This is a genomic window from Streptomyces sp. NPDC111802 (assembly GCF_055634335.1).
In genome coordinates this window covers 269,047-291,037 of the sequence record NZ_JBVKCZ010000005.1, presented here as the reverse complement: position 1 = coordinate 291,037, position 21,991 = coordinate 269,047, and the positions used below count along the sequence as shown (strand labels likewise).

General features: G+C 70.1%; 18 protein-coding genes. 17 read left to right on the top strand and 1 reads right to left on the bottom strand.

Going from position 1 to position 21,991, the window contains the following annotated elements; all coding sequences use genetic code 11:
- The first annotated feature begins 9 nt into the window (after window positions 1–9).
- The 17 genes from ACZ7NC_RS07615 to ACZ7NC_RS07535 all read left to right on the top strand — a co-directional run bounded on the left by ACZ7NC_RS07615 (window position 10) and on the right by ACZ7NC_RS07535 (window position 21,534).
- The gene (locus tag ACZ7NC_RS07615) at window positions 10–1,221 is read left to right on the top strand and encodes an NAD(P)/FAD-dependent oxidoreductase (RefSeq protein WP_471485784.1); all 1,212 of its coding nucleotides are present in this window, start codon (window positions 10–12) and stop codon (window positions 1,219–1,221) included.
- 635 nt (window positions 1,222–1,856) lie between these two features.
- Window positions 1,857–2,714 carry a hypothetical protein gene (locus ACZ7NC_RS07610; RefSeq protein ID WP_471485783.1) on the top strand — a complete coding sequence of 286 codons (858 nt, stop codon included), beginning with the start codon at window positions 1,857–1,859 and terminating at the stop codon, window positions 2,712–2,714.
- A 130-nt stretch (window positions 2,715–2,844) separates the two neighbouring features.
- The gene (pepN, locus tag ACZ7NC_RS07605; RefSeq protein WP_471485781.1) at window positions 2,845–5,337 is read left to right on the top strand and encodes an aminopeptidase N; all 2,493 of its coding nucleotides are present in this window, start codon (window positions 2,845–2,847) and stop codon (window positions 5,335–5,337) included.
- 7 nt (window positions 5,338–5,344) lie between these two features.
- Window positions 5,345–6,370, top strand: coding sequence for an NAD(P)/FAD-dependent oxidoreductase (locus ACZ7NC_RS07600; RefSeq protein WP_471485780.1), 1,026 nt, complete (start codon window positions 5,345–5,347; stop codon window positions 6,368–6,370).
- Between the two features lie 351 nt (window positions 6,371–6,721).
- Entirely contained in the window at window positions 6,722–7,639 is a 918-nt protein-coding gene (locus tag ACZ7NC_RS07595; RefSeq protein WP_471485779.1) for a 3-oxoacyl-[acyl-carrier-protein] synthase III C-terminal domain-containing protein, read from the top strand.
- A gap of 28 nt (window positions 7,640–7,667) precedes the next feature.
- Window positions 7,668–9,554: an HAD-IIIC family phosphatase gene (locus ACZ7NC_RS07590; RefSeq protein ID WP_471485777.1), complete on the top strand. Its 1,887-nt coding sequence runs from the start codon at window positions 7,668–7,670 to the stop codon at window positions 9,552–9,554.
- Window positions 9,547–9,807, top strand: coding sequence for an acyl carrier protein (locus tag ACZ7NC_RS07585; RefSeq protein WP_471485775.1), 261 nt, complete (start codon window positions 9,547–9,549; stop codon window positions 9,805–9,807). Before ACZ7NC_RS07590 ends, ACZ7NC_RS07585 begins: the two co-directional genes overlap by 8 nt.
- Before the next feature lie 40 nt (window positions 9,808–9,847).
- On the top strand, window positions 9,848–11,146 hold the full coding sequence (locus ACZ7NC_RS07580; protein ID WP_471485773.1) for a lysine N(6)-hydroxylase/L-ornithine N(5)-oxygenase family protein: 1,299 nt from the start codon (window positions 9,848–9,850) through the stop codon (window positions 11,144–11,146).
- A 50-nt stretch (window positions 11,147–11,196) separates the two neighbouring features.
- Window positions 11,197–11,565: a cupin domain-containing protein gene (locus tag ACZ7NC_RS07575; RefSeq protein WP_471485771.1), complete on the top strand. Its 369-nt coding sequence runs from the start codon at window positions 11,197–11,199 to the stop codon at window positions 11,563–11,565.
- On the top strand, window positions 11,562–13,178 hold the full coding sequence (locus tag ACZ7NC_RS07570; protein WP_471485770.1) for a class I tRNA ligase family protein: 1,617 nt from the start codon (window positions 11,562–11,564) through the stop codon (window positions 13,176–13,178). The genes ACZ7NC_RS07575 and ACZ7NC_RS07570 overlap by 4 nt, the downstream gene beginning before the upstream one ends.
- Complete coding sequence (locus ACZ7NC_RS07565) at window positions 13,175–14,455, top strand: ATP-grasp domain-containing protein (protein ID WP_471485768.1); 1,281 nt, start codon at window positions 13,175–13,177, stop codon at window positions 14,453–14,455. The genes ACZ7NC_RS07570 and ACZ7NC_RS07565 overlap by 4 nt, the downstream gene beginning before the upstream one ends.
- 53 nt (window positions 14,456–14,508) lie before the next feature.
- Window positions 14,509–15,390, top strand: coding sequence for a dimethylargininase (gene ddaH, locus ACZ7NC_RS07560; RefSeq protein ID WP_471485767.1), 882 nt, complete (start codon window positions 14,509–14,511; stop codon window positions 15,388–15,390).
- Entirely contained in the window at window positions 15,387–15,713 is a 327-nt protein-coding gene (locus tag ACZ7NC_RS07555) for an avidin-fold protein (protein WP_471485766.1), read from the top strand. The genes ddaH and ACZ7NC_RS07555 overlap by 4 nt, the downstream gene beginning before the upstream one ends.
- The gene (locus ACZ7NC_RS07550; RefSeq protein ID WP_471485764.1) at window positions 15,713–17,512 is read left to right on the top strand and encodes an ABC transporter substrate-binding protein; all 1,800 of its coding nucleotides are present in this window, start codon (window positions 15,713–15,715) and stop codon (window positions 17,510–17,512) included. The genes ACZ7NC_RS07555 and ACZ7NC_RS07550 overlap by 1 nt, the downstream gene beginning before the upstream one ends.
- Window position 17,513: 1 nt before the next feature.
- Window positions 17,514–18,845, top strand: a complete 1,332-nt coding sequence (locus tag ACZ7NC_RS07545) for a cation:proton antiporter (RefSeq protein WP_471485762.1) — start codon at window positions 17,514–17,516, stop codon at window positions 18,843–18,845.
- 121 nt (window positions 18,846–18,966) lie between these two features.
- Entirely contained in the window at window positions 18,967–20,256 is a 1,290-nt protein-coding gene (locus ACZ7NC_RS07540) for an ATP-grasp domain-containing protein (protein ID WP_471485761.1), read from the top strand.
- A 6-nt stretch (window positions 20,257–20,262) separates the two neighbouring features.
- Complete coding sequence (locus ACZ7NC_RS07535; RefSeq protein WP_471485759.1) at window positions 20,263–21,534, top strand: MFS transporter; 1,272 nt, start codon at window positions 20,263–20,265, stop codon at window positions 21,532–21,534.
- A gap of 74 nt (window positions 21,535–21,608) precedes the next feature.
- Here ACZ7NC_RS07535 and ACZ7NC_RS07530 read toward each other — a convergent pair whose 3' ends face one another.
- Window positions 21,609–21,977, bottom strand: a complete 369-nt coding sequence (locus ACZ7NC_RS07530; RefSeq protein WP_471485757.1) for a hypothetical protein — start codon at window positions 21,975–21,977, stop codon at window positions 21,609–21,611.
- Between the last annotated feature and the right edge of the window lie 14 nt (window positions 21,978–21,991).

The following is a 21,991-nucleotide window of genomic DNA, read 5'->3' as shown; positions in this document are numbered from 1 at the left end:
AGTACGGACATGCAGCACCGCATCGTCGTCCTCGGAGCCGGATACTCCGGAGCCATCGCCGCCGGGCGTCTCGCCAAGCGACTGCACCGCGAGGACGTCGCCATCACCCTCGTCAACGCCGAATCCGACTTCGTCGAGCGCGTACGGATGCACCAGCTCGCCGTCGGACAGGACCTCAGGCCCCGGCCCTTCAGCGAGATGTTCGCGGGCACCGGCGTCGAACTGCGGCAGGCGAGGGTCACGGGCGTCGACGTCGACCGCAGGAGGGTCAGCGTCGTCGACCCGCACGGTGAGGAGGGAGCCGAGCCCGAGGAGCTGGAGTACGACACCCTCGTGTACGCCCTCGGCAGCGCCTGGAACGACCTCGGCGTACCCGGCGCCGCCGAGCACGCCCACCAGATCGCCGGTCGCCCCGGAGCGCTCCGGCTGCGCGAGCGCCTGGCCGGTCTGGAGGCCGGGCGGCCCGTGGTCGTGGTCGGCGGCGGCCTCACCGGTCTGGAGGCCGTGACCGAGATCGCCGAGGCCCGCCCGGACCTGGACGTCGCCCTCGTCGCCCGCGCCGGACTCGGCGACTGGCTCTCCCCCAAGGGCGCCCGCCACCTGCGCAAGGTCTTCGGCAGGCTCGGCATCACGGTGCACGAGCACGCCGCCGTCACCGCAGTCGGGCCGGACCGGGTGACCACCGCCGACGGCGCCACGATCCCGGCCGCGGTCACCGTCTGGACCACCGGCTTCGCCGTCCACCCGATCGCGCGGGCCACCACCCTGGAGGTCACCGGCACCGGCCGGATCGTGGTCGACGGGACCATGCGCTCGGTCTCGCATCCGGAGGTGTACGCCATCGGCGACGCGGCCATGGCGATGGGCCCCGGCGACAAGCCGCTGCGTATGTCCTGCGCCTCGGGCACCCCCATGGCCTGGCAGGCCGCCGACTCCATCGCGGCCCGGCTGACCGGCGGCAAGCTCCCGAACGCGCCGCTGCGCTACTTCAACCAGTGCGTCTCGCTGGGCCGCAAGGAGGGCCTGATCCAGTACGTCACCGCCGACGACCGCGCTGTGAACGCGGCCCTCACCGGCCGGTTGGCCGCCGTCTACAAGGAGTTGGTGTGCAAGGGCGCCGTCTGGGGCGTGGCCAACCCGACGATGGGCATCCCGGCCCGACGCCGCCGTGTGGTACGGCAGCCGTCCCCGGCGGGCTCCGCGGTCAGGACGCCGGCCTGACGCACCCACCGAAGCGGGCGCCCTCGATACGAGGGCGCCCGCTTCGCCGTCGGTGGACGCCCCGCGAGGACCGCCGAGCACTCGCTAGTGCAAAGTCACCCGGTGGACCGCGCCGCGAGCGTTCGCATTGACTCGATCCCGCAAAGTATGCACGTGTCACCCGCTCGAAGGAAATAATCCACCTTCGCCGAGTTGCGCAGTCCCGCCCGCGCCGTGGCCTCATGTGCAACAGGTGACAGCAAGCACCCGCTGAAGTAACCTTCTCAACAGTCCGGCGGCATTCTCGATGTTCTGCTTCACGACAAAAGAGAAGTGGCACGGCGAGTGAGATCCGTATTCCTAGGAATAGCGCAGGTGGGAGCGTTGGCAATTTCTCGGGAGGGGATTCTTGAATGGATTACGCGGGGGATGTGCTTGCTGCGGAGGGGCTCCGAGAGAACGACACCGATATTTCCGGCGAACTCCTTGAAGTGCGCCATGGCTTATCTGTCGAGTTGAGTCCGACCGAATCCGTTCCAATAAAGTCGATACTACCCGGTGACTCTCCCCGTCTGGATGGGGAGGATCATTCGCATGCCCAGACCCTTGCGGATGTCGAACACTCGCTTCCGCCGATTATCGTGCACCGTCGTTCTATGCGCGTCATCGATGGCTCGCATCGGCTTATGGCGGCGTTGATGAAAGGCCAGGAGACCATTGAGGTCCGGTACTTCGAGGGCCCCGAGGAACTGAGCTTCCTCATCGCGGTGAAGGAGAACGTCACGCATGGGCTGCCGCTGTCGCGGGCGGACCGTGAGGCGGCCGCGCGCCGGGTGCTCACGGCGCAGCCCCACTGGTCCGACCGGGCTGTCGCGGCGGTGACCGGCCTGGCCGCGAGAACCGTGGCCACTCTGCGCAGGGCGATCATGGAGCGTTCAACTGCGAACCCGGCGCAGTTGAACGTACGTTTGGGTCGGGACGGCAGATACCGGCCGGTCAACTACAGCCAGGGACGGCTGCGCGCCAGCGAGGTCGTCACGGCCTACCCGGAGATGCCCCTGCGGGAAGTAGCACGTCAAGCGGGGGTTTCGGTCGCCACGGCGCGGGATGTCCGCCAGCGGATCCAACGGGGGGCCGACCCGCTCCCCCCGAAGCTGCGGCTGTCCGGGAAGGACGCCGGGTCCGGCGAGGAGGACAGGCCTGACCTGCCTGTCGAACGCACGATCGATGATCAGCCCTCGCCCTCCCGCCCGAAGCCGGCCGCGGTGGGCCCCGCCGACTGGTCGGCGCTGCGCTCCAAGCTTCTGCAGGACCCGCTGCTGCGGTACTCGGAGTCCGGCAGGTCCCTGTTCCGCTGGTACGACACGCACACGATCGACACCCGGGACGTGGTGGCGGGCGTCGAGGGCGTGCCCCCGCACTGGGTCAATGAGATCGCGGCCGTGGCGCGTTCCTGCGGGGAAATCTGGCTGCATATAGCGCGCGAGCTCGAAGGTCAACGGCAAGAGGTCTGACCCGAGCATGGAGTCAATGCCGGCGGCCGGGCACCGAATAGGTTCCCGGCCGTCGGCATTCCTATGCTCTCCTTGACGCTGTAAGCGCTTCGTACGACGATTCGTTGGCCTCTCGCGAAAGGAAGGTCGTATGCCAAGTCTGACCCGCGAGGAAGCAGGAGAACGCGGTTCCCTGCTCCTGGTCCGCTCCTATTCTGTCGACCTCGATCTGACCACCGGATCGGACACATTCCGCTCGACGACGACAATCCGCTTCGACGCGCGTGAGCCCGGGGCGGAAACCTTCTTGGACATTGCGCCGAAGGTGCTCCGCTCGATCACGCTGAACGGCCGGGAACTGGATACCGCGGCATTGGAGGACGGCCGGTTCCCGCTTACCGGAATCGACACGGAGAACGAAGTCGTCGTGGTGGCCGACATGAGTTACTCGAATGAGTGCGAAGGGCTCCACCGCTATGTAGATCCCGCCGACGGCGAGACCTACGTATATTCCTTCGTATACGTCGACAACGCACCGCGCGTCTTCGCCTGTTTCGACCAGCCCGACCTGAAGGCCCCCTACGAGTTCGAGCTGTCGGTCCCCGAGACCTGGCAGGTGCTCGGCAACAGCGAGGCCGTCCGGACCGGCCCCGGCCGCTGGCGGCTGACCGAGTCGCCGGCCCTGGCCACCTATCTGATCGCGCTCGTCGCCGGTCCGTACGCCTCCTTCCGGACCGAGCACCACGGCATACCCCTCGGCCTGCACTGCCGGGCCTCGCTCGCGGACTCGCTGAAGAGCGACGTCGACGAGATCTTCGAGATCACGGCCCAGTGTCTGGACGCGTACACCGAACTCTTCGGCGTGGAGCACCCCTTCGCCAAGCTCGACCAGGTCTTCGCCCCCGAGTTCAGCGTTCTCTCGCTCGACCACCCCGGCTGCGTACTGCTGCGCGAGCAGTACCTGTTCAGCTCGGCCGCCACCGACAGCGAGCGTGAGACCAGGGCCGTCGTCCTCGCCCACGGCATCTCGCTGCTGTGGCTCGCCGGGCTGGTGACCAACACCTGGTGGAACGACCTGTGGCTGGGCCAGTCGCTCGCCGACTACATGGCGCACCGCGTCACCAGCGAGGTGACCCGGTTCCCCGGACCGCCCACCACGTTCGCCGCCCGCCGCAAGGGCCAGGCGTACCTGCCCGACCAGCGTCCCTCCACCCACCCGGTCAGCATCGAGGGCCCCGATGTGCGCACCGTGCAGCTGGAGTTGGACCGGATCTCGTACTTCAAGGGACACTCGGCCCTGCGGCAGCTCGCGGCGCACGTCGGCGACGACGCCCTGCACGCCGGACTGCGGACCTACTTCGCCCGGCACGCCTACTCCACGGCGACCTTCGCCGACTTCCTCACCGCGATGAGCGAGGCGGCCGGCACCGATCTGACCGACTGGGCCGAGAAGTGGCTGCACTCGGCCAACGTCAACACGCTCACCCCCGAGATCGCCGTCGCCGACGGGCGAATCACCCGGGCCGCGGTCCTCCAGGGCGCCCCCGACACCCATCCGGTGCTGCGCCCGCACACCATGGACGTCGGCCTCTACTACGAGGACGACAGCACCACCGTCCGGGTCCGGATCGACGGCGAGCGCACCGAACTGCCGGAGCTCGTGGGCCGCCCGGCGCCCTCGTTCCTCCTCCTCAACGACGGCGACCTGACCTACGCCAAGATCGGATTCGACCCCGGATCGCTGGCCGCGCTGCCGGACACGCTGCCCAAGCTGTCCCCGCTCAACAGGGCGATGGTGTGGTGCGCCCTGCTGCTGGGCGTCCAGGACGGGACGTACCCCGCCGCCGCGCATCTGGCGCTGGTGAGCGGGATGGTCCAGCAGGAGACCGAGCTGTCGATCCTGGCCGAGGTCCTCGAACAGGCCCGGCACGACGTCGCCGACCGTTTCCTCGCGCCGGAGGAGCGGCCCGCGGCGATGGCCCGGGTCGCCCGAGCCCTGCGCGAACGGCTCGCCCGCACCGACGCGGACGACGAGCGGCTGATCACCCTCTTCCGGGGCCTGATCGACTTCACCGCGGACACCATGGAGCTGTCGGGCTGGCTGGCCGGCGACGCGCTGCCCCCGGGACTGACCCTCGACACCGACGTCAGCTGGCGCATCCGCTACCGGCTCGCCGTGCTCGGCGGGCTGGACGAGAGCGACATCGCCGCGGCCCTTACGGCCGGACCGGGCGCCGTCGCCGAGCAGTTCGCGGCGAAGTGCCGGGCGGCGCTGCCCCAAGCGGCCGCCAAGGAGGCGGCGTGGGCCTCGATCACGCGGCGCACGGACCTGTCCAACTACGAACTGTGGTCCCTGGCCGAGGGGTTCTGGCAGCCCGAGCAGACCCCGCTGACCGAGCCGTACGTCGACCGGTTCTTCAAGGACATGCCCGCCGCCGCGCGGATCCGCGGCGATCTGGTGCTGGATCTGCTGCTCCGCTTCCTCTACCCGCGCTACGCCGCCACCCCGGAGACCCTCGCGTCGGCGAAGCGGATGCTCGCGCTCGACGGACTTCCGGTGACGCTGCGCCGCCGGGGCGCGGACCACACCCACGATCTGCGGCGGGTGGTCGCGGCACGGGCGGCATGGGCGGATGAAGGGTGACGCCGACGTGAGGGTCGCGATCGTCGGCGGCGGGGTCGCGGGCGCCCTGCTCGCCTGGCGGACCGTGCGGGCACCGGGCGGGGCGTCGGTGGATCTGTTCACCGAGGGCGCGGGTGGGCGGGCGGACGCGTCGAGGGTCTCCGGCGGGCTGGTCCGGGGGTTCGAGCCCACCGTGGAGGCGACCGGGCCGGCGGCCGAGAGCCTCGCCGAGATCAGGAGCAGCGACCTCCTGCGCGAGTGGTCCGGGTACCGGGAGACCGGAGCGCTGTACATCCTGCCGGGCTTTGCTGCCGCGAAGGAGCCGGTCGAGGTCGTCGACGCCTTTCTGCCGGGCTCGGCCGAGGTGGTCGGCCCGGACAGGGTGGTCCGTGAGTTTCCCTTCCGCACCCTGCCCGCCGACTGCGTCGCCGTGGTGGAGCGGCACGCCGGTCACATCTCCCCGCACCGATTGCGGACGGCGGCACTGCGGGCGGCGGCCGAGGAGGGGGTCACCGTCCATTCGGCGGCGGTCGGCGCGGTGACCCGGGACCCGGCGGTGCGGACGGCGGACGGCCGCACCCTGCGATACGACCGGGTGGTCGTCGCGGCGGGTGCCTGGACCCCGGGGCTGCTGGCCCGCAGCGGGCTGCCGGTGGCGGGTCTGCGCACCAAGCACATCCAGTACAGCCTGTGCACAACGGCGCTGGACGGGCTCGGGCCCTTCGTGGACGAGAACTCCGGGCTCTACGGCCGGCCCTACTCGGACGGCGCCTTCCTGCTCGGCCTGCCGTGCGACCGATGGGGAGTCGACCCGGACGCGGTGACACCGGACATGGCGCTGGCGGAGCGGCTCGCCGAGAGCGCCCAACAGGTGTTCGGCGTGTCCGTCACGGTGGACCGCACCGTCGCCTCCTGCGACTGCTATCACGATCCCGCGGGCCTGGCGCTGCGCTCCCTCGGACCAGGACTGCACACCTTCACCGGTGGCAGCGGAGGCGCGGCGAAGACCGTGGTCTCCGCGAGCAGAAAGGCGGCCGCGGCGTTGCTGGCCTGACGGCCGTACACGGTCCAGAGGCCGTTTGCCATGAGTGCGGGCCGGGATATTTCCCGGCCCGCACTCATTTTTTTGTGCGCGTTCAACTTCACCTTTTTCCAGGTGCGTTCAACTTCAGCTTTTCCGTTCAACTTCGGTTTTCTCGTTCAACTCGCCCCAGGTCACCGGCTGTTGATTCGGCCATCCAGACCGGCGAAGATTTCACGCGGCCTCAGGAACCGCAGCGAGAGAGAGATATCAATGGCGCAGCTTCCGCATGGCTTCGGGATTACTGGTTTCGGTTACGCCTTCGGAACGGACCAGAATGTCGAAGAAGTAGCGGGAACCTATGTCCCCGATCCGGAACGCATAATGCGGTGGGGTTACCACACCTTTCACCGGGCCCCCGACGACATCACCGCGACCGACCTGGCGGCCAGGGCCGCACGCGACGCCCTGTCCCGCACCGGAGTCGACGCCGACGACGTCGACCTGCTGGTGCTGGCCACCTCAGAGCACCCCGAATACCCCCACTGGGACGGGTCGGCGGCGCTGGGCCGGGCCCTGAAGATGGAGAGCCGGCAGACCCTGCTGCTGAACGAGGGCTGCGCCTCGGGCGTCACCGGACTGGGCATCGTGGCCGGGACCCTCGCCGTGCAGCCGGAGATCAACACCGTGCTGTTCGTCGCGGTGAACCGGGTCAGCGAATTCCACCGGAACCGCATGACGGTCAACAACGCGGTGCACAGCGACGGCGCCGTGGCCGCGGTCCTGCGGCGCGGCCACCAGCGCAACGCCTGGCTGGCCACCGAGCAGTTCACGATCACGGACCTGTGCGACTGGTTCCGTACCGACTACGGCGGCGCGGTCGCACCCGTGCCCCCGGAGGGCTGGTCGAGCAAGACCGCTCCGGCCGGTCATGTGCGCGTACAGGAGCACTTCCGGAAGGACCCGGCGCGGCTTCGCGAGTTCGGCCAGGCGGCCATCACGCGCGTCTTCGACGTCATCGACGGGGCGTGCAAGCGGGCCGGGGTCGGCCGCGACGAGGTGACGCACCTCATCTACATCAACGACCCGGACGGCATCGCCGACCTCGCCGAACCGCTCGGCATCCCGCTGGAGCGCACCAGCGCCGAACTGGCCAAGGCGCACGGCCACATGGGCTCCGCCGACCAGCTCACCGCGCTCGGCGAGCTGATCGAGCAGGGCGTGGTCGCGCCCGGCGACCTGGTCGCGCTGACCGGGATCTCCATCGGGATGCGCTGGTACTGCACCCTCGTCCGCGCCTGACCCGCGTCCGACAGGAAGGCACCGCACCGTGAGTGAGAGTGACAACCCGACGGCCGTGCTGCGTGCGGCCGTACGGGAACGACGTATGCCCGACCCCCGCACCCGCAGGGCACTGCTGGAGAGCGACGACCCGGGCCTGGCCCGGCAGGCCGGCCGGATCCTCAAGAACCTGACCGTGGACGGGGAGCGGCCCCGCGAGGCCGATGTGACCGTGCTGGCCACCTGCACCGTCGGCCCGTTCGAGCCCCTGCTGCGCACCCAGTTGGTGGGCGCCGGCTTCCTGCCGGCTCTGCGCACCGCGGACTACGGCACCTTCGACATGACCCTGGCCACCGGGTCGTTCACCCGGGACGGCGACCCCGGCCTGGTCGCCGTGCTGATGGACGCCGGGTACTTTCTGCCGGGCGACTTCAGCGCCGCCGAGCCGGACGTGCTGGAGAAGTACATCGAGGCGCGCCTCGAGGAGTTCCGCACCCTGCTGGCCGGCGCTCTGAACCACACGGCCGCCACCGTCGTCGTGCACACCGTCCCGCTGCCCGCGCACGTCCGTAACGGGATCATCAGCGTGCACGCCCGGGCCCAGGTGGTCCGCTCCTGGTACCAGCTCAACGCGGCCCTTCTCGGCCTCGCCGAGGAGCACGCCCAGGTGGTCGCCGTGGACCTGGTGGGCGAGCTGGCCGAGGCACCGGTCCAGGCATGTGACGTACGGCTGCACCGGTACGGCGATCTGCCGTACGGCGACGACGCGTTGCTGCTGCTGGCCCGGCTCGTGCGGCGGGTCGCGCAGGCCCGCTCGGGTCTGTCCCGCAAGGTCCTCGCCCTCGACCTGGACAACACCCTGTGGGGCGGCGTGCTCGGGGAGGTCGGTGCCCAGGGCGTCCAACTGGGCGGTCTCTACCCGGGCAACTGCTACTCGGAGCTCCAGCGCACGGTGGCAAGGCTGCGCGAACAGGGCGTCATCCTGGTCCTGGCCAGCAAGAACGACCAGGACCAGGTGGACCGGGTCCTCACCGAGCATCCGGACGTGGTGCTGCGGCCCGACGCGTTCTCCGTGCGGATGGTCGACTGGTCGGCCAAGGCGGGCAATCTGCGCCGGGCGGCCGAGGCGCTGTCCCTGTCCACCGAGTCGTTCGTCTTCATGGACGACTCCGACTTCGAGCGTGCGCAGGTCGGGGACGAACTGCCGGAGGTCGCGGTGGTCTCCGCCGCGGGTGACCCGGCGTACCTGGTGGACTCGCTGGTCCGGCACGGCTGGTTCGACGTCATGTCGCTCACCGACACCGACCGCAAGCGCCCCGAGCTGTACCGCAACCGTGCGCTGCGCGGGGACTTCTCGGCCGGGTTCGACTCCTCGGAGGACTTCCTCAAGGCGCTGAACCTCGGTGTCGAGGTCACTCCCGCGACCGAGTACACGATCAGCCGGATCTCCCAGCTCGCCGCCCGCACGAACCAGTTCAACCTGACCGGGATCCGCTACGACGAGGCGGCCACCCGGCGGATGAGCGAGGAAGCCGGCCATCTGGTGCTGTCCGTGTCGGTCACCGACCGCTTCGGTGACGAGGGCATCGTCGGCGCCCTGTGGGTGGAGCGCACCCCCGAGGTGTGGCGGGTGCTCAACCTCGTCCTGAGCTGCCGGGTGCTCAGCCGCGGCGTGGAACAGGCGGCCGTCGGCTGGCTCGCCGGCCAGGCCGCGAAGGCCGGAGTCCGCACGATCGAGGGCCACTTCCGGCGCTCGGACCGCAACGGCGTCGCCGCGGACTTCTGGACCGGCGCCGGATTCACCCCGGCCGCGTCCCCGGAAGACACGGACACGGACACGGACACGGACGTATTCATCCTCGACGCGGCCACCGCGCAGGGGATCGCACCGGAATGGATCGCACTGAACGAAAGGAACGGATCCCCGCATGAGTGAAACGGATTCGATCGAGGAGTCGGTGACCGAAATCATCGCCGACGTGCTGGGCGCCGAGCCCGCGGACATCCCCGCGGACACGGCACTCGCGGCGCTCGGGTGGGACAGCATGAATTCGATGGAGGCCCTGGTCCGCCTGGAGAAGCAGTTCGCCATCAATCTGGATCTGCGCTCCTTTCATGCCGCCTACACCGTGACCGAAATGGTCGCGCTGGTCGAGAAATTCCGGGCGGGTGCTTCGAACCGTCCGTGAGACCACGCCATCGCAATTACGGAACTCAGGGAGGAACCAATTGCGGCACCAGGAAGTCGAAGTCCTCGCCATCGGCGCCGGCCCGGCCAATCTCGCCCTCGGTATCGCTCTGGAGGAGCTGGCTCCCAAGGAGCTCGCCGCCGGCACGCTGATCATCGAGCAGCATGACGACACCGTGTGGCAGCGCGGCATGCTGCTGCCCTGGACCCAGAGCCAGGTCTCGTTCCTCAAGGACCTGGTGACGCTGCGCAATCCGCGCAGTGAGTTCTCCTTCGTGAACTATCTGCACTCGATCGGCAGACTCGACGAGTTCATCAACCTCGGCACCTTCACGCCGTACCGCTCGGAGATCTCCGGCTATCTGCAGTGGGTGGCCGCCTCGCTGCGCGAGGTGCAGGTCGAGTACGGGCGCCGGTGCGTGTCGATCGAGCCCGGTCCGTCCCGCGGCGGTGAGGTCTCCCACTGGCTGGCGCGGACCGCCGACGGCGCCGTGATCTCCAGCCGCAACCTGGTGATCGGCGCGGGCCGGGACGCGTTCGTGCCCGCCGAGCTCAGCGCGCTGCCCGAGCGGCGCGTCATCCACAGCACGCGGTACTCCCACCGGATCGAGTCGCTCGACCCGCGTGACGTGCGCCGGATCGTGGTGATCGGAGGCGCGCAGAGCGCCGCCGAGCTGCTGTGGGCGGCGTACCAGCGCTTCCCCGAGGCACAGTGCACGATGCTGATGCGCTCGATCGGGCTGAACGCCTACCAGACCAGCAAGTTCACCAACGAGCTGTTCTATCCGTCCTTCATCGACGACTTCTACGCGACGCGGTCCGAGACCCGCCGCCAGGTGCTCCGCGAGATGCACGTCACCAACTACGCGGGGCTCGCCCCCGCCATGCTGGAGACGCTCTACCGCGAGATGTACCAGGAGCGGTTGCAGGGCACCGAGCGCATGCGGATGCTCACCCTGACCGATGTGGCGGGGGCCCGCATGGACGGCGACGAGGTCGTCCTCGACATCGTCGACCGCAAGTCGGGTGAGCGGAGCGAGCTGCGCTGCGACCTCGTGCTGTGCGGCACCGGCTTCGTCCGGGACATGCCCGCCATGGTGCGGGAGCTGGCCGCCGTGACCGGCGCAGGCGAGGCCACCGTCGACCGCAACTACCGGATGCGGCTGCCCGGTTCGTACACCGCCAACTGCTACCTCCAGGGCGTCAACGAGGCCACGCACGGCATCGCCGACTCCCTGCTCAGCGTGCTCGCCATGCGCTCCCAGGACATCGTGACCGACCTGCTGGCCCGCCGTGGCGCCGCGTCCGACGACGAGGCCCTGCTGGCCAAGGCCCTGTGACCGGGGCCGGCCCAACCCCGTCAGCGCACCCAGCGGCAGAGGAGACACACATGGAAATCCGAGAGCTCGACCGGGACAACCTCGCACCGGACAACGGACTGCGCGCCCAGCGCCTGTTCCCCTGGCCGGCCCTGAACGCGCCCTTCGAGGGCTCCTGGTGCGTCGTGCCGCCGGGCGCGGCGTCCGGCCCGCACAGCCACCACGAGTACGAGGTCTGGATCGCCATGACCGGTGAGGCGGCGATCCTCAGCGAGGGCAGGAAGGTGCCGTTCACCGCTGGTGACGTCGTCCACTTCCGGCCCGGCACCCGGCACCAGGTCGTCAACGAGGGCGACGCCGACTTCCAGATGTACGCGGTCTGGTGGGACGCCGAGCTGGCGGAGCGGTTCTCCGCCCGGCACCAGGAGGAGACGGCATGAGCGGGCGCAGCCGGCGCCGCGCCGTCGTCGTGGCGGCGACACCCACCCCCAACGGGGACCTGCACATCGGCCACATGGCAGGCCCGTATCTCGCGGGCGACGTCTACAGCCGCTATCTGGCCGCCGCCGGCCGGGACGTGATCTACACGACCTGCACGGACGACAGCCAGACCTACGTCACCACCACCGCCCGCCGACTCGGCGTGTCCCCCGAGCAGTTGTGCACCGAGTCCACCGCGAAGATCGAGCGCACCATCTCCGCGATGGGCCTGTCGATGCAGGGCCTGCCGCCCATCGACGACCGGTACCGCGCGACGGTGCTGGAGTTCTTCACCCGCCTGCACGAGACGGACCGCCTGCGCGAGCGCACCGTGCGGCTGCCGTATGCGGAGGAGTCGGGCCGGTATCTGTACGACGGCCTGATGACCGGCAGCTGCCCGGTCTGCCTGACCGGCAGCGCCGGAGGTGTCTGCGAGGGATGCGGGCACCCCAACAACGGCGACGAACTGCTTGGCGCACGCTCGGTGCTGGAGCCGGACTCCCCGGTGACCACCCGGGAGGTCACCATCCTGGTGCTGCCCATGGAGGAGTACCGGGAGCGGCTGACCTCCTACTTCGCCGAGCGGCTCGGACGCTGGCGGCCGCACGCCGCGCAGCTGGTGAGGGAGCTGCTGGCCCGTCCGCTGCCGGAGATCCCGGTGACGGTGCCCGGCGACTGGGGCATCGCGGCGCCCTTCCCGGAGACACCGGGCCAGATCCTCTACCCGTGGGTGGAGGCCATGCCGGCGGTCATGTACAGCACCTGGTGGTCCGCCGACCGACGCGGTGAGCGCACCGAGGCCGTCGACGAGATCTGGCGGGCCGAGAGCGGGACGGAGCTCGTGTACTTCCACGGCTTCGACAACGTCTACCACTGGGGTCTGCTGGACCTTGTGCTGCTGATGGCGCACGGCGACCGCTATGTGCTGCCCGAGGCCAACATCAGCAACGAGTTCTACGACCTGGAGGGCGAGAAGTTCTCCACCAGCCGCAACCATCTGATCTGGTCGGCGGACCTGCTGGCGGAGGTGCCGAGGGACCTCGTCCGCTTCTATCTGGCGCTGACCGCACCGGAGTTCCAGCGCACGAACTTCAGCACCGCGGCCCTCACCGAGGTGACCGCACGCCGGCTGACCGAGCCGTGGAACCGGCTCGCGGACGCGCTGTCCGCCGTCGCTCCGGCCGGTGCGGCGAGCCCGCTGCCGACCACCGCGGTGGGCCGGGACCGGGCCGCCGCGATCATCGAGCGGTTCCGTCTCACCTATGAACTCGACGGCTTCAACCTGGGCCGGACCGCGGAGAACATCGTCGCGGCGCTCGACCGGCTGGCAGCGGCGGCCCTGGACCTGCGCCACGGGGACGAGGCCCTCGCCGCCGGGGATCTGCTGCTGCAGGTGCGGGCGCTGCTGGCCTGCGCCGCCCCGCTGCTCATCGACGCCGCCGCCGAGGCGACGGCCGCGGGCGTGGACCTGGCCCTGGACCTCGAACAGCCCGAGAAGATCACGCCGTTCGCGCTGCCCCGCCTGCCGCAGGCCGCCCGGACCGGCGCCGCACGCACGGAGGTGACGGCATGAAGCTGCTCACGCTGGAGACGGTGCAGTACCTGAACTACTACCACGGCCGCTACCGGCAGGTGGAGGACCTGGGCGTCGACCTCTATGTGCTCAACGGGGAGGGCACGGACGACTTCTGGCGGTCCGACCGCTATCGGAAGGCCGGCTCCCGGAAGATCGACGACATCGTCGCCCTGGCCCGGGAATGGCATGCGGAGGAACGTTTCGACGGGGTGATCACCTTCTCCGAGTCCTCCGTCATCACCGTCGCCGCGGTCGCCGAGGCACTGGGCCTGCCGGGTATCGGTGTGCCGGCCGCCGTGTGCAGCAGGAACAAGTACCTGATGCGGCAGGCGTACGAGCGGGCGGGCGCCCCGATCCCCTCGTTCCGGCTGGTGGAGAGCCTGGACGACGCGCTTCAGGCCGCGGCCGACTTCGGCTACCCGGTCATCCTGAAGCCGACCCTGGGCGCGGGCAGTCACTTCGTCTTCCGGGTCGACAGCCCCGAGGAGATGGCCCTGCGGCACGCCCAGGCCGCCGAGGGCATCCGTGACCTGTTCTGGGTCAACTCCGAGGCCGACGGCGTGGACCTCGGGCCGAACGGACTGCTGGTCGAGTCCTTCCTGGACGGCCGCGAGTTCCTGATGGAGGCCGTCGTCTGGGACGACGACGTCTATCTCGGCTCGATCGTGGACCGCATCACCGCCGAGGGCGGCACCTTCGACGACGACGTCCATCACGCGCCGACCTCGCTCGGGCCCGAGGACATCGAGAAGGTGCACCGGGCCGTCCGGGCCGGGGCGCACGCCCAGGGGCTGCGGCGCAGCGTCATGCACGCCGAGGTCAGGTTCCACAACGGCGAGCCGCACCTGCTGGAGATCGCCGCCCGGGTCGGCGGCGGCGGCCTCGACCTCATCGCCCGCAAGACCGCCGACCACGACCCGATCAAGGCCGTGGTGGACATCGGGCGCGGAGTGCGCCCCGACGTACGGCACTTCGAGCCGACCGGGATCCACATCACCGCCATGTGCCTGATCAGCGAGGCGGGCGTGGTCGAGCGGGTCGACGTACCGGCGGAGGTCGCCGAGTCGGACAAGGTCTTCCTGCTCAAGATCACGGCCCGGCCCGGCGATGTGATCCGTCGCCCTCCGGACGGCAACACGATCCTCGGCTTCCTGGGGACGACCGGGGCCTCGCAGGAGGAGGCGTTCCGCACGATGAACGACTTCGCCTCCCGGATCAAGGTGACGTTCCGGCAGCAGACGCCGGTGCTCCACGACGCCGCCACGGCCTCCTGACCCTCACCGCCCGACGGTTCCCGCTCACCACCACTGCGCAAGGAGAATCGACAGTGCAGCAAGACACCACGTCCGTACGCCGGCACACCGCGGTCCAGGGCGGCCGCCCGGTGCGGACGGTGCGGCCCCGGCGCTATCTGATGTGCTCGCCGGTCCACTTCGACGTCGTCTACTCCATCAACCCCTGGATGGAGCCGGAGAAGCCCACCGACACGGCGCTGGCCGTCGCCCAGTGGGAGCGGCTGCGCAGCCTCTTCCTGGGTCTCGGCCACCAGGTGGAGCTGATCGACCCGGTCCCCGGCCTGCCCGACATGGTCTTCGCGGCCAACGGGGCCACCGTCGTCGACGGCAAGGTGCTGGCCGCCCGGTTCCGGCACGAACAGCGCACCGACGAGGGCCCGGCGTACGCCGCCTGGTTCCGTGAGCACGGCTACGAGGTCCACGACGGCGTCCACATCAACGAGGGCGAGGGCGACTACCTCGTCACCGGGGACCGGATCCTGGCCGGCACGGGCTTCCGCACCGACCGGCGCTCGCACGCCGAGGCGGAGCGCTTCCTCGGCCTGCCGGTGGTCACCCTGGACCTCGTCGACCCGCGCTTCTACCACCTCGACACCGCGCTGGCCGTGCTCGACCACGAGGAGATCATGTACTACCCGGCGGCCTTCACCGCCGAGAGCCGGGCGACCCTGCGCGAGCTGTACCCGGACGCGATCGAGGCCACCGAGGACGACGCCGCGGTGTTCGGACTGAACGCCGTGTCGGACGGCCGGCACGTGCTGCTGCCCGAGCAGGCCACCCACCTCATCGACGAGCTCTGGGCCCGCGGCTTCGTGCCGATCGGCGTGGACCTGTCCGAACTGCTCAAGTCCGGCGGCAGCTCCAAGTGCTGCACGCTCGAGATACGCGACCGGGCGCCGGGGGCCGACGCATGATCAATTACGACGGGCGCCGGTTCCGCCCCGCCGAGGCGGAGGCCCAGGGTCGTACGGCGGTCTACCGGCAGGACGGCGACCTGCTGTGGGGCACCTTCTCCGGCGGCAGGGCCCGCCGCGGCTCCCTGACCGGCGTCTGCGCTCCCGACGGCTCGCTGGACTTCGCGTACTCCATGGTCCTGGACGACGGCGAGGTCGTGTCCGGCCACTGCCGCAGCACCCCGGAGCTCCGCGAGGACGGCGGCATCGACCTGCGCGAGGAGTGGGAGCGCTACGGAGCCCACGCCGCGAAGGGCGTCTCGTATCTGAAGGAGGTCAAGTGATGTCGTCGGCCACCCCGTCGGCCACCCCGTCGTCCACGCCCAGGAAGGGCGGCACGGTGACCTGGGCGTGCGCGCCCGGGTTCCCGCCCGCGGTGATCTTCCCCTTCACGCCGGCCGAGCGGATGGGGACCCGGAACATCTACGAGTTCCAGATGCTGATGTACCGGCCGCTGTACTACTTCGGCAGCCAGGGCACCCCGGACGTGGACTACGACCAGAGCATCGGCGAACCGCCGCAGTGGAGCGAGGACGGACTGACCGTCACGGTCAGGGTCAAGCCGTGGAAGTGGTCCAACGGCGAGACGCTGTGCGCGGACAACGTCCTGTTCTGGGTCAACCTGATGAAGGTCAAGGGCGACCGGTACGGCGAGTACGTGCCCGGCTACTTCCCGGACAACCTGACCTCCTACGGCAAACTCGCCGAGGACACGGTCTACTTCACCTTCGACAAGGCCTACTCGAAGAAGTGGGTGCTGATGAACCAGCTCAGCACCATCACCCCGCTGCCCAAGGCCTGGGACCGCACCGCGGACGGGCCCGCGAACGCGTCGGGCGGCGTGGCCGACGTACCCGCCGTCTACGACTACCTGATGGCGGAGCAGGGCGACATCATCGACGAGGGCAACGCGCACCGCACCCGGTGGGCCGACAGCCCCGTGTGGAGCGTGGTCAGCGGCCCCTGGCGGCTGAAGAGCTACACGCTGGAGGGCCTGGTCACCTTCGTACCCAACGAGCACTACTCGGGGCCCAACAAGCCCTACCTGGACGAGTTCCGCCAGGTCCCGACGTTCTCGGACGACGAAGAGTACGAGATGCTCCAGGCCGGCCCGCACGGCGAGGGCGGCATCCAGGTCGGCTACCTGCCGCTGAGCTTCGCCTCGGAGCCGGCCACCGACCCCACCGTGGGCGGGCCCAACCCGATGGCGGAGAACTACACACTGGTGCCGCAGGTCGCCTTCTGCATCCGCTACTTCTGCCTCAACTACAACAACCCCACGGTCGCGGCGAAGATCTTCCGGCAGACCTACTTCCGGCAGGCGCTGCAGAGCACGCTCGACCAGGACTCCGCCGTACGCGACATCTACCAGGGGTACGCCTACCGGCAGAACGGCCCCGTGCCGATGGTCCCGGCGACCGACCTGGTCTCCCCGCGCCAGCGCGAGGGAGCCTGGCCGCTGCCGTTCGACGTCGACCGCGCCCGTGAGCTGCTGGCGGCCAACGGCTGGGACACCAGCACGACTCCGGCCGTGTGCGTGAACCCCGGCACCGGGCCCGGCCAGGCCGGCGAGGGCATCCCCGCGGGCACCAAGCTGAGCTTCTCGCTGCGTTATGTGGAGGGGCGCCCGGCGCTGACCCGGCTGATGGAGAAGTACCGCAAGGACGCCGCGGCCGCCGGGATCGAGCTGCGCATGGAGGAGGTGTACGGCTCGGTGCTCGTCGCCGAGGACGCGCCCTGCGCCGCCGGACCGGACTGCCTGTGGGAGATGACCTGCTGGAACGGCGGCTGGGCCTATCACTACCCGAGCGGCGAGATCCTGTTCCAGACCGGCGCCGGCGGCAACTTCGGGCACTACAGCGACCCCCGGGCCGACCAGCTCATCGAGGCGTCCGTCACCTCCGACGACCTGGAGGCGCTCTACACCTACCAGGACTTCATCGCCGAGCAGGTGCCGGTCATCTTCACGCCCAACTTCCCCATCAGGCTCTTCGAAGTCGCCAACAACCTCGGGGGGTTCGGGCCCGTGAACCCGTTCGGGATGATCAACCCCGAGAACTGGTACTACCGCGAGGACGTGTGACGTGATCCTGTCCGCGTCCCCCGTTCCGCCCCTGAGCGCCCACGCGCTGCTGATGTTCCTGCTGCAAGTGGGCGTCCTGCTGGGTACGGCGATGGTCCTGGGCCGGCTGGCCGGGCGGCTCGGCATGCCCTCGGTCGTCGGCGAGCTGTGCGCGGGTGTGGTGCTGGGGCCGTCGTTGCTCACTCCGCTGGCCCCCGGCTTCTCGGCCTGGCTGCTGCCCCAGCAGCCGGGCTCCATGCACCTGCTGGACGCGGTGGGGCAACTCGGTGTGCTGCTGCTGGTGGGCATCACCGGCATGAACATCGACCTCGGGCTGGTCCGCCGGAAGGGGAAGACCGCCGCCCTGGTGAGCGTGGGCGGTCTCATGGTGCCCTTCGCCGGCGGCCTGGCCGTCGCCACGGCGATCCCGGCGGCCCTTCTCGTCGACGGCGTGGACCGTACGGTCTTCGCCCTGTTCGCCGGGGTCGCGCTCTGTGTCAGCGCGCTGCCGGTCATCGCCAAGACGCTGTTCGACATGGGGCTGCTGCACCGGAACATCGGGCAGCTGACCGTCAGCGCGGCCGTGGTCGACGACATCGCGGGCTGGTTCCTGCTGTCCATCGTCTCGGCGATGGCCACCACCGGGGTGCACGGCCCGGACGTCGCCCTGTCCGTGGTGTCCCTGGCCGGTCTGCTCACCTGCGCGTGGTTCGTCGGCCGGCCGCTGGTACGCCGGCTGCTGCGCTGGTCCGCCCGGTCCGCGGACCGGGAGCCGGTCCCCGCCCTGTGCACCGTGCTGATCGTCCTGGGGGCGGTGGCCAGCCACGCGCTCGGCATGGAGGCGATCCTCGGCGCCTTCCTCGTCGGCCTGCTGATCGGGTCCTCGGGGGAGGTGGACCGGGAGGCGCTGTCTCCGCTGCGGATCTTCGCCGTCTCCGTCCTCGCCCCGCTGTTCTTCGCGACCGCCGGACTGCGGATCGACCTCACCGCCCTGGCCCGTCCCGAGGTCGCGGGCTCCGCCCTGCTCGTGCTCCTCGTCGCCATCGTCGGCAAGTTCGCCGGGGCGTACGCGGGAGCCCGGGCGGGCCGCCTCGGCCACTGGGAGGCCCTCGCGCTCGGCGCCGGGATGAACGCCCGCGGGGTGATCGAGGTGATCATCGCCATGGTCGGGCTGCGGCTCGGCATCCTGTCCACCGAGATGTACACGATCGTCGTCCTGGTGGCCATCGTGACGTCCGTGATGGCCCCGCCGATGCTGCGCCGCGCCGTGCGCCGCATGCCCATCACCCGCGAGGAACGGGTGCGGGAGCGGGTGATGGCCGGCGGCGGCCGGCCCGCGGAGTCGAATTCCTGACGTACTCGCACCGAATTACCGACGCTCCGGATCATCCCCTCGGATCCGGCACTACCGTGAGGCCGACCCGTCCACCTCCGTGCGCGCTCGGCCACCGCAACTCCCCGAAAGGAAAGGTGACATGAGAGAAGTGCAGAAGGCGACGGGACAGCGGCCCCTGCTGCTCGTGGTGGCGACCGGATGGCGGCCGTTTCGCGAGTATCTGCTGCGCTCCATTCGCACCGAGTTCGACATCCATCTCTTCCATGTGGACGAGCCCACCTGGGAGAAGGAGTTCATCTCCGGCTGGACCGTCCTGCCCACCACCCTCGACGGCCCGGCGATGGCCCGCGCGGCCCGCGAAGTGCACGCGCAAACGCCCGTCGCCGGAGTCCTGTGCTGGGACGAGGGACGCATCCACGCCGCCTCCTACGTGGCCGAGGCGCTCGGCCTGCGCAACGGCGAGCCGGACGTGATCTGGCGGCTGCGCGACAAGGGCCAGACCCGGGCCGCCCTGGACGAGGCCGGTGTCGCCCAGCCCCGGTCCGTACCGGTCAAGACACTCGACGAGGCCCTGGCCGCGACCGACCGGGTCGGATACCCCGCGATCCTCAAGCCGCGCGGACTCGGCGCCAGCCTCGGCGTCGTACGCGTCGAGGACGCCGCGCAGCTCGCGGACAGGTTCCCGTTCACCGCCGGGATGAAGGGCCCCGACCCCGAGCCGCTGCTCTACAGCACCGATCAGCCGGTCCTCGTCGAGGAGTTGGTGACCGGCGAGGAGATCAGCGTCGACGCGGTGGTGCAGGACGGCAAGGCGATACCGCTGTTCGTCGGCCGCAAGGTGGTGGGCTACCCGCCGTACGCGGAGGAGATCGGCCACTTCGTGGACGCGGACGATCCGCTGCTCACCGACCCGCAGCTGCTGGACGCCCTCCAGGACACCCACACCGCGCTGGGCTTCAGGGACGGCTGGACCCACAGCGAGTTCATGCTGACCGCAGCCGGCCCGCGCCTGATCGAGGTCAACGGCAGGCTCGGCGGCGACATGATCCCCTACCTGGGCATGCTGGCCACGGGCATCGACCCGGGGCTGGCCGCGGCGCGCGTCGCCTGCGGCATCACCCCCGACACGGCCCCGTCCCAGCGGCGGGTCGCGGGCATCCGCTTCTTCTACGTCGAGCACGACGACACCCTCATCGACTCCATCTCCTTCCGGGAGACGGGCCTGCCCGCCACGGTCGAGCAGCTGGTGACCGTGGCCAAGGCCGGTGCCGTCGTGTCCCCGCCGCCGAAGGGCACGGTGTGGGGGCGGATCGCCTTCGCCATCGCCACCGGGGACTCCATCGAGGAGTGCGGCGGGGCACTCGACGCCGCCGAGTCGGCACTGGACGTGCGCGGCGGTCAAGACGCCACCCATGCGAGAGAAGAGTGAACGTGCATGGCAACTGAGGAGAAGCAGGACAAGAGCGTGGCGATCTGGGCCACGTTCCGGGATTCGTCGGCGGCGGTGAAAACCATCCTCGCGGGCGTGCTGCTGAGCAAGCTCGGCGGATTCCTCAATGTCTTCATCGTGCTCTACCTGACCTACCGCGGTTACTCCGAGAGCGAGGCGTCCTACGCGCTGGGCGCCTACGGGGCGGGCGGCGTGGCCGGTGTGCTGCTCGGCGGCACTCTCGCGGACCGGCTCGGGGCCCGCAACGCGACGATCCTGGGCATGGGCGGCACCGCGGTGCTCACCGCGGCGCTGCTCTACCTGCCCAGCTATCCGACGCTCGTCGTGGCGATCGTCCTGGCCAGCCTCATGGCCCAGCTCTACCGGCCGGCGGCCGCCTCCCTGCTCTCCGAACTCACCTCGGGGAGCAGCCAGGTCGTCGTCTTCGGCATGTACCGGTGGTGCCTGAACGTGGGGGCCATGCTGGCGCCCATGGTCGGTCTGGGGCTCTACCACCTCGACGGGGAGGATTACACCCTGCTCTTCTGGGGCGAGGCGGTGATCGCGCTGGCCTACGCCGTCGTCGCGGCCGCCGTCCTGCCCCGACGGGCCACGGCGGACCCGGCCGAGGCGGCCCCCACGGAGGAGGAGAGCACGGCCGGGGGGTACCGGGCGATGCTCGGCGACCGCCGCTATGTGCTGTACCTGGCGGCCACCCTGTTCAACGCGATCATCTACGTGCAGTACCTGTCGACGCTGCCGCTGGATGTGGAGGCCCACGACCTCGACCTGTTCTGGTACACGGCCGCGGTCTCCCTCAACGGCTTCATGGTGATCGCCTTCGAGCTCCCGCTCACCAAGGTGACCCAGCAGTGGCGGACCAAGGTCACGGTGGGGCTGTCCTTCGCCCTGGTCGGTCTGGGTGTGGGCCTGTACGGCATGCCGATGGGCGCTGCCGTGATCATCGGCGCCACGCTGGTCTGGACGCTCGGTGAGATCATCGGCGGCCCCGCGGTCTTCGCCCACCCGGCGACGGCGGGCCCGGCGCATCTGCGCAGCCGGTACATCGGCGCCTTCCAGTTCATGCACGCCCTCGGCACGGCCATCGGCCCGGTCCTCGGCGGGCTGCTGTTCGTACGGATCGGCCACGACGTCTGGCCGCTGCTCGGCCTGATCGGCCTGGCCGCGGCGGGGCTGGGAGTCGCCGCCATCCGCACACCGCCCGCACAGGAGAAGGAGCCGGCCGACGAGGTGGCCGCGCAGCCCGCGGAGGCCTAGCCCCCCCACGCACACACAGAACGGCCGCCGTCCCCCTGAGGGGCGGCGGCCGTTGTGCTGCCGTAGGCGGCCGGTCAGCCGATGGCCATGCTCCGGGCGAACTCCTCCAGGGCCGGGCGCGGTACGGGCACCACCGAGGTCTGGTAGCTCGTCATCATCTCCGGCACCACCTCCTCGTACTTCCGCAGCCATACGTCAGTGGCGTAGACGGACTGCGAGAGCTCCACGCGCTCCTCCTCGGAACGGAAGGCCCGCAGCAGGTAGTAGCCGTCCTCGTCGTTCAGGGAGGGGCCGTGGGCGACCACGGTGATGCCGCAGTCGCGCATGAGCGGGACCGTGCCGTCCCTGCTGATCCGGTGGAACTCCTCCCGTACGCCCGGCTTCACGGTGAACAGCCGGATCTCCAGCAGCCAGGGTGCGTCGGCGTCGCTCAGGTCGCTCATGTCATCTCCTCGGC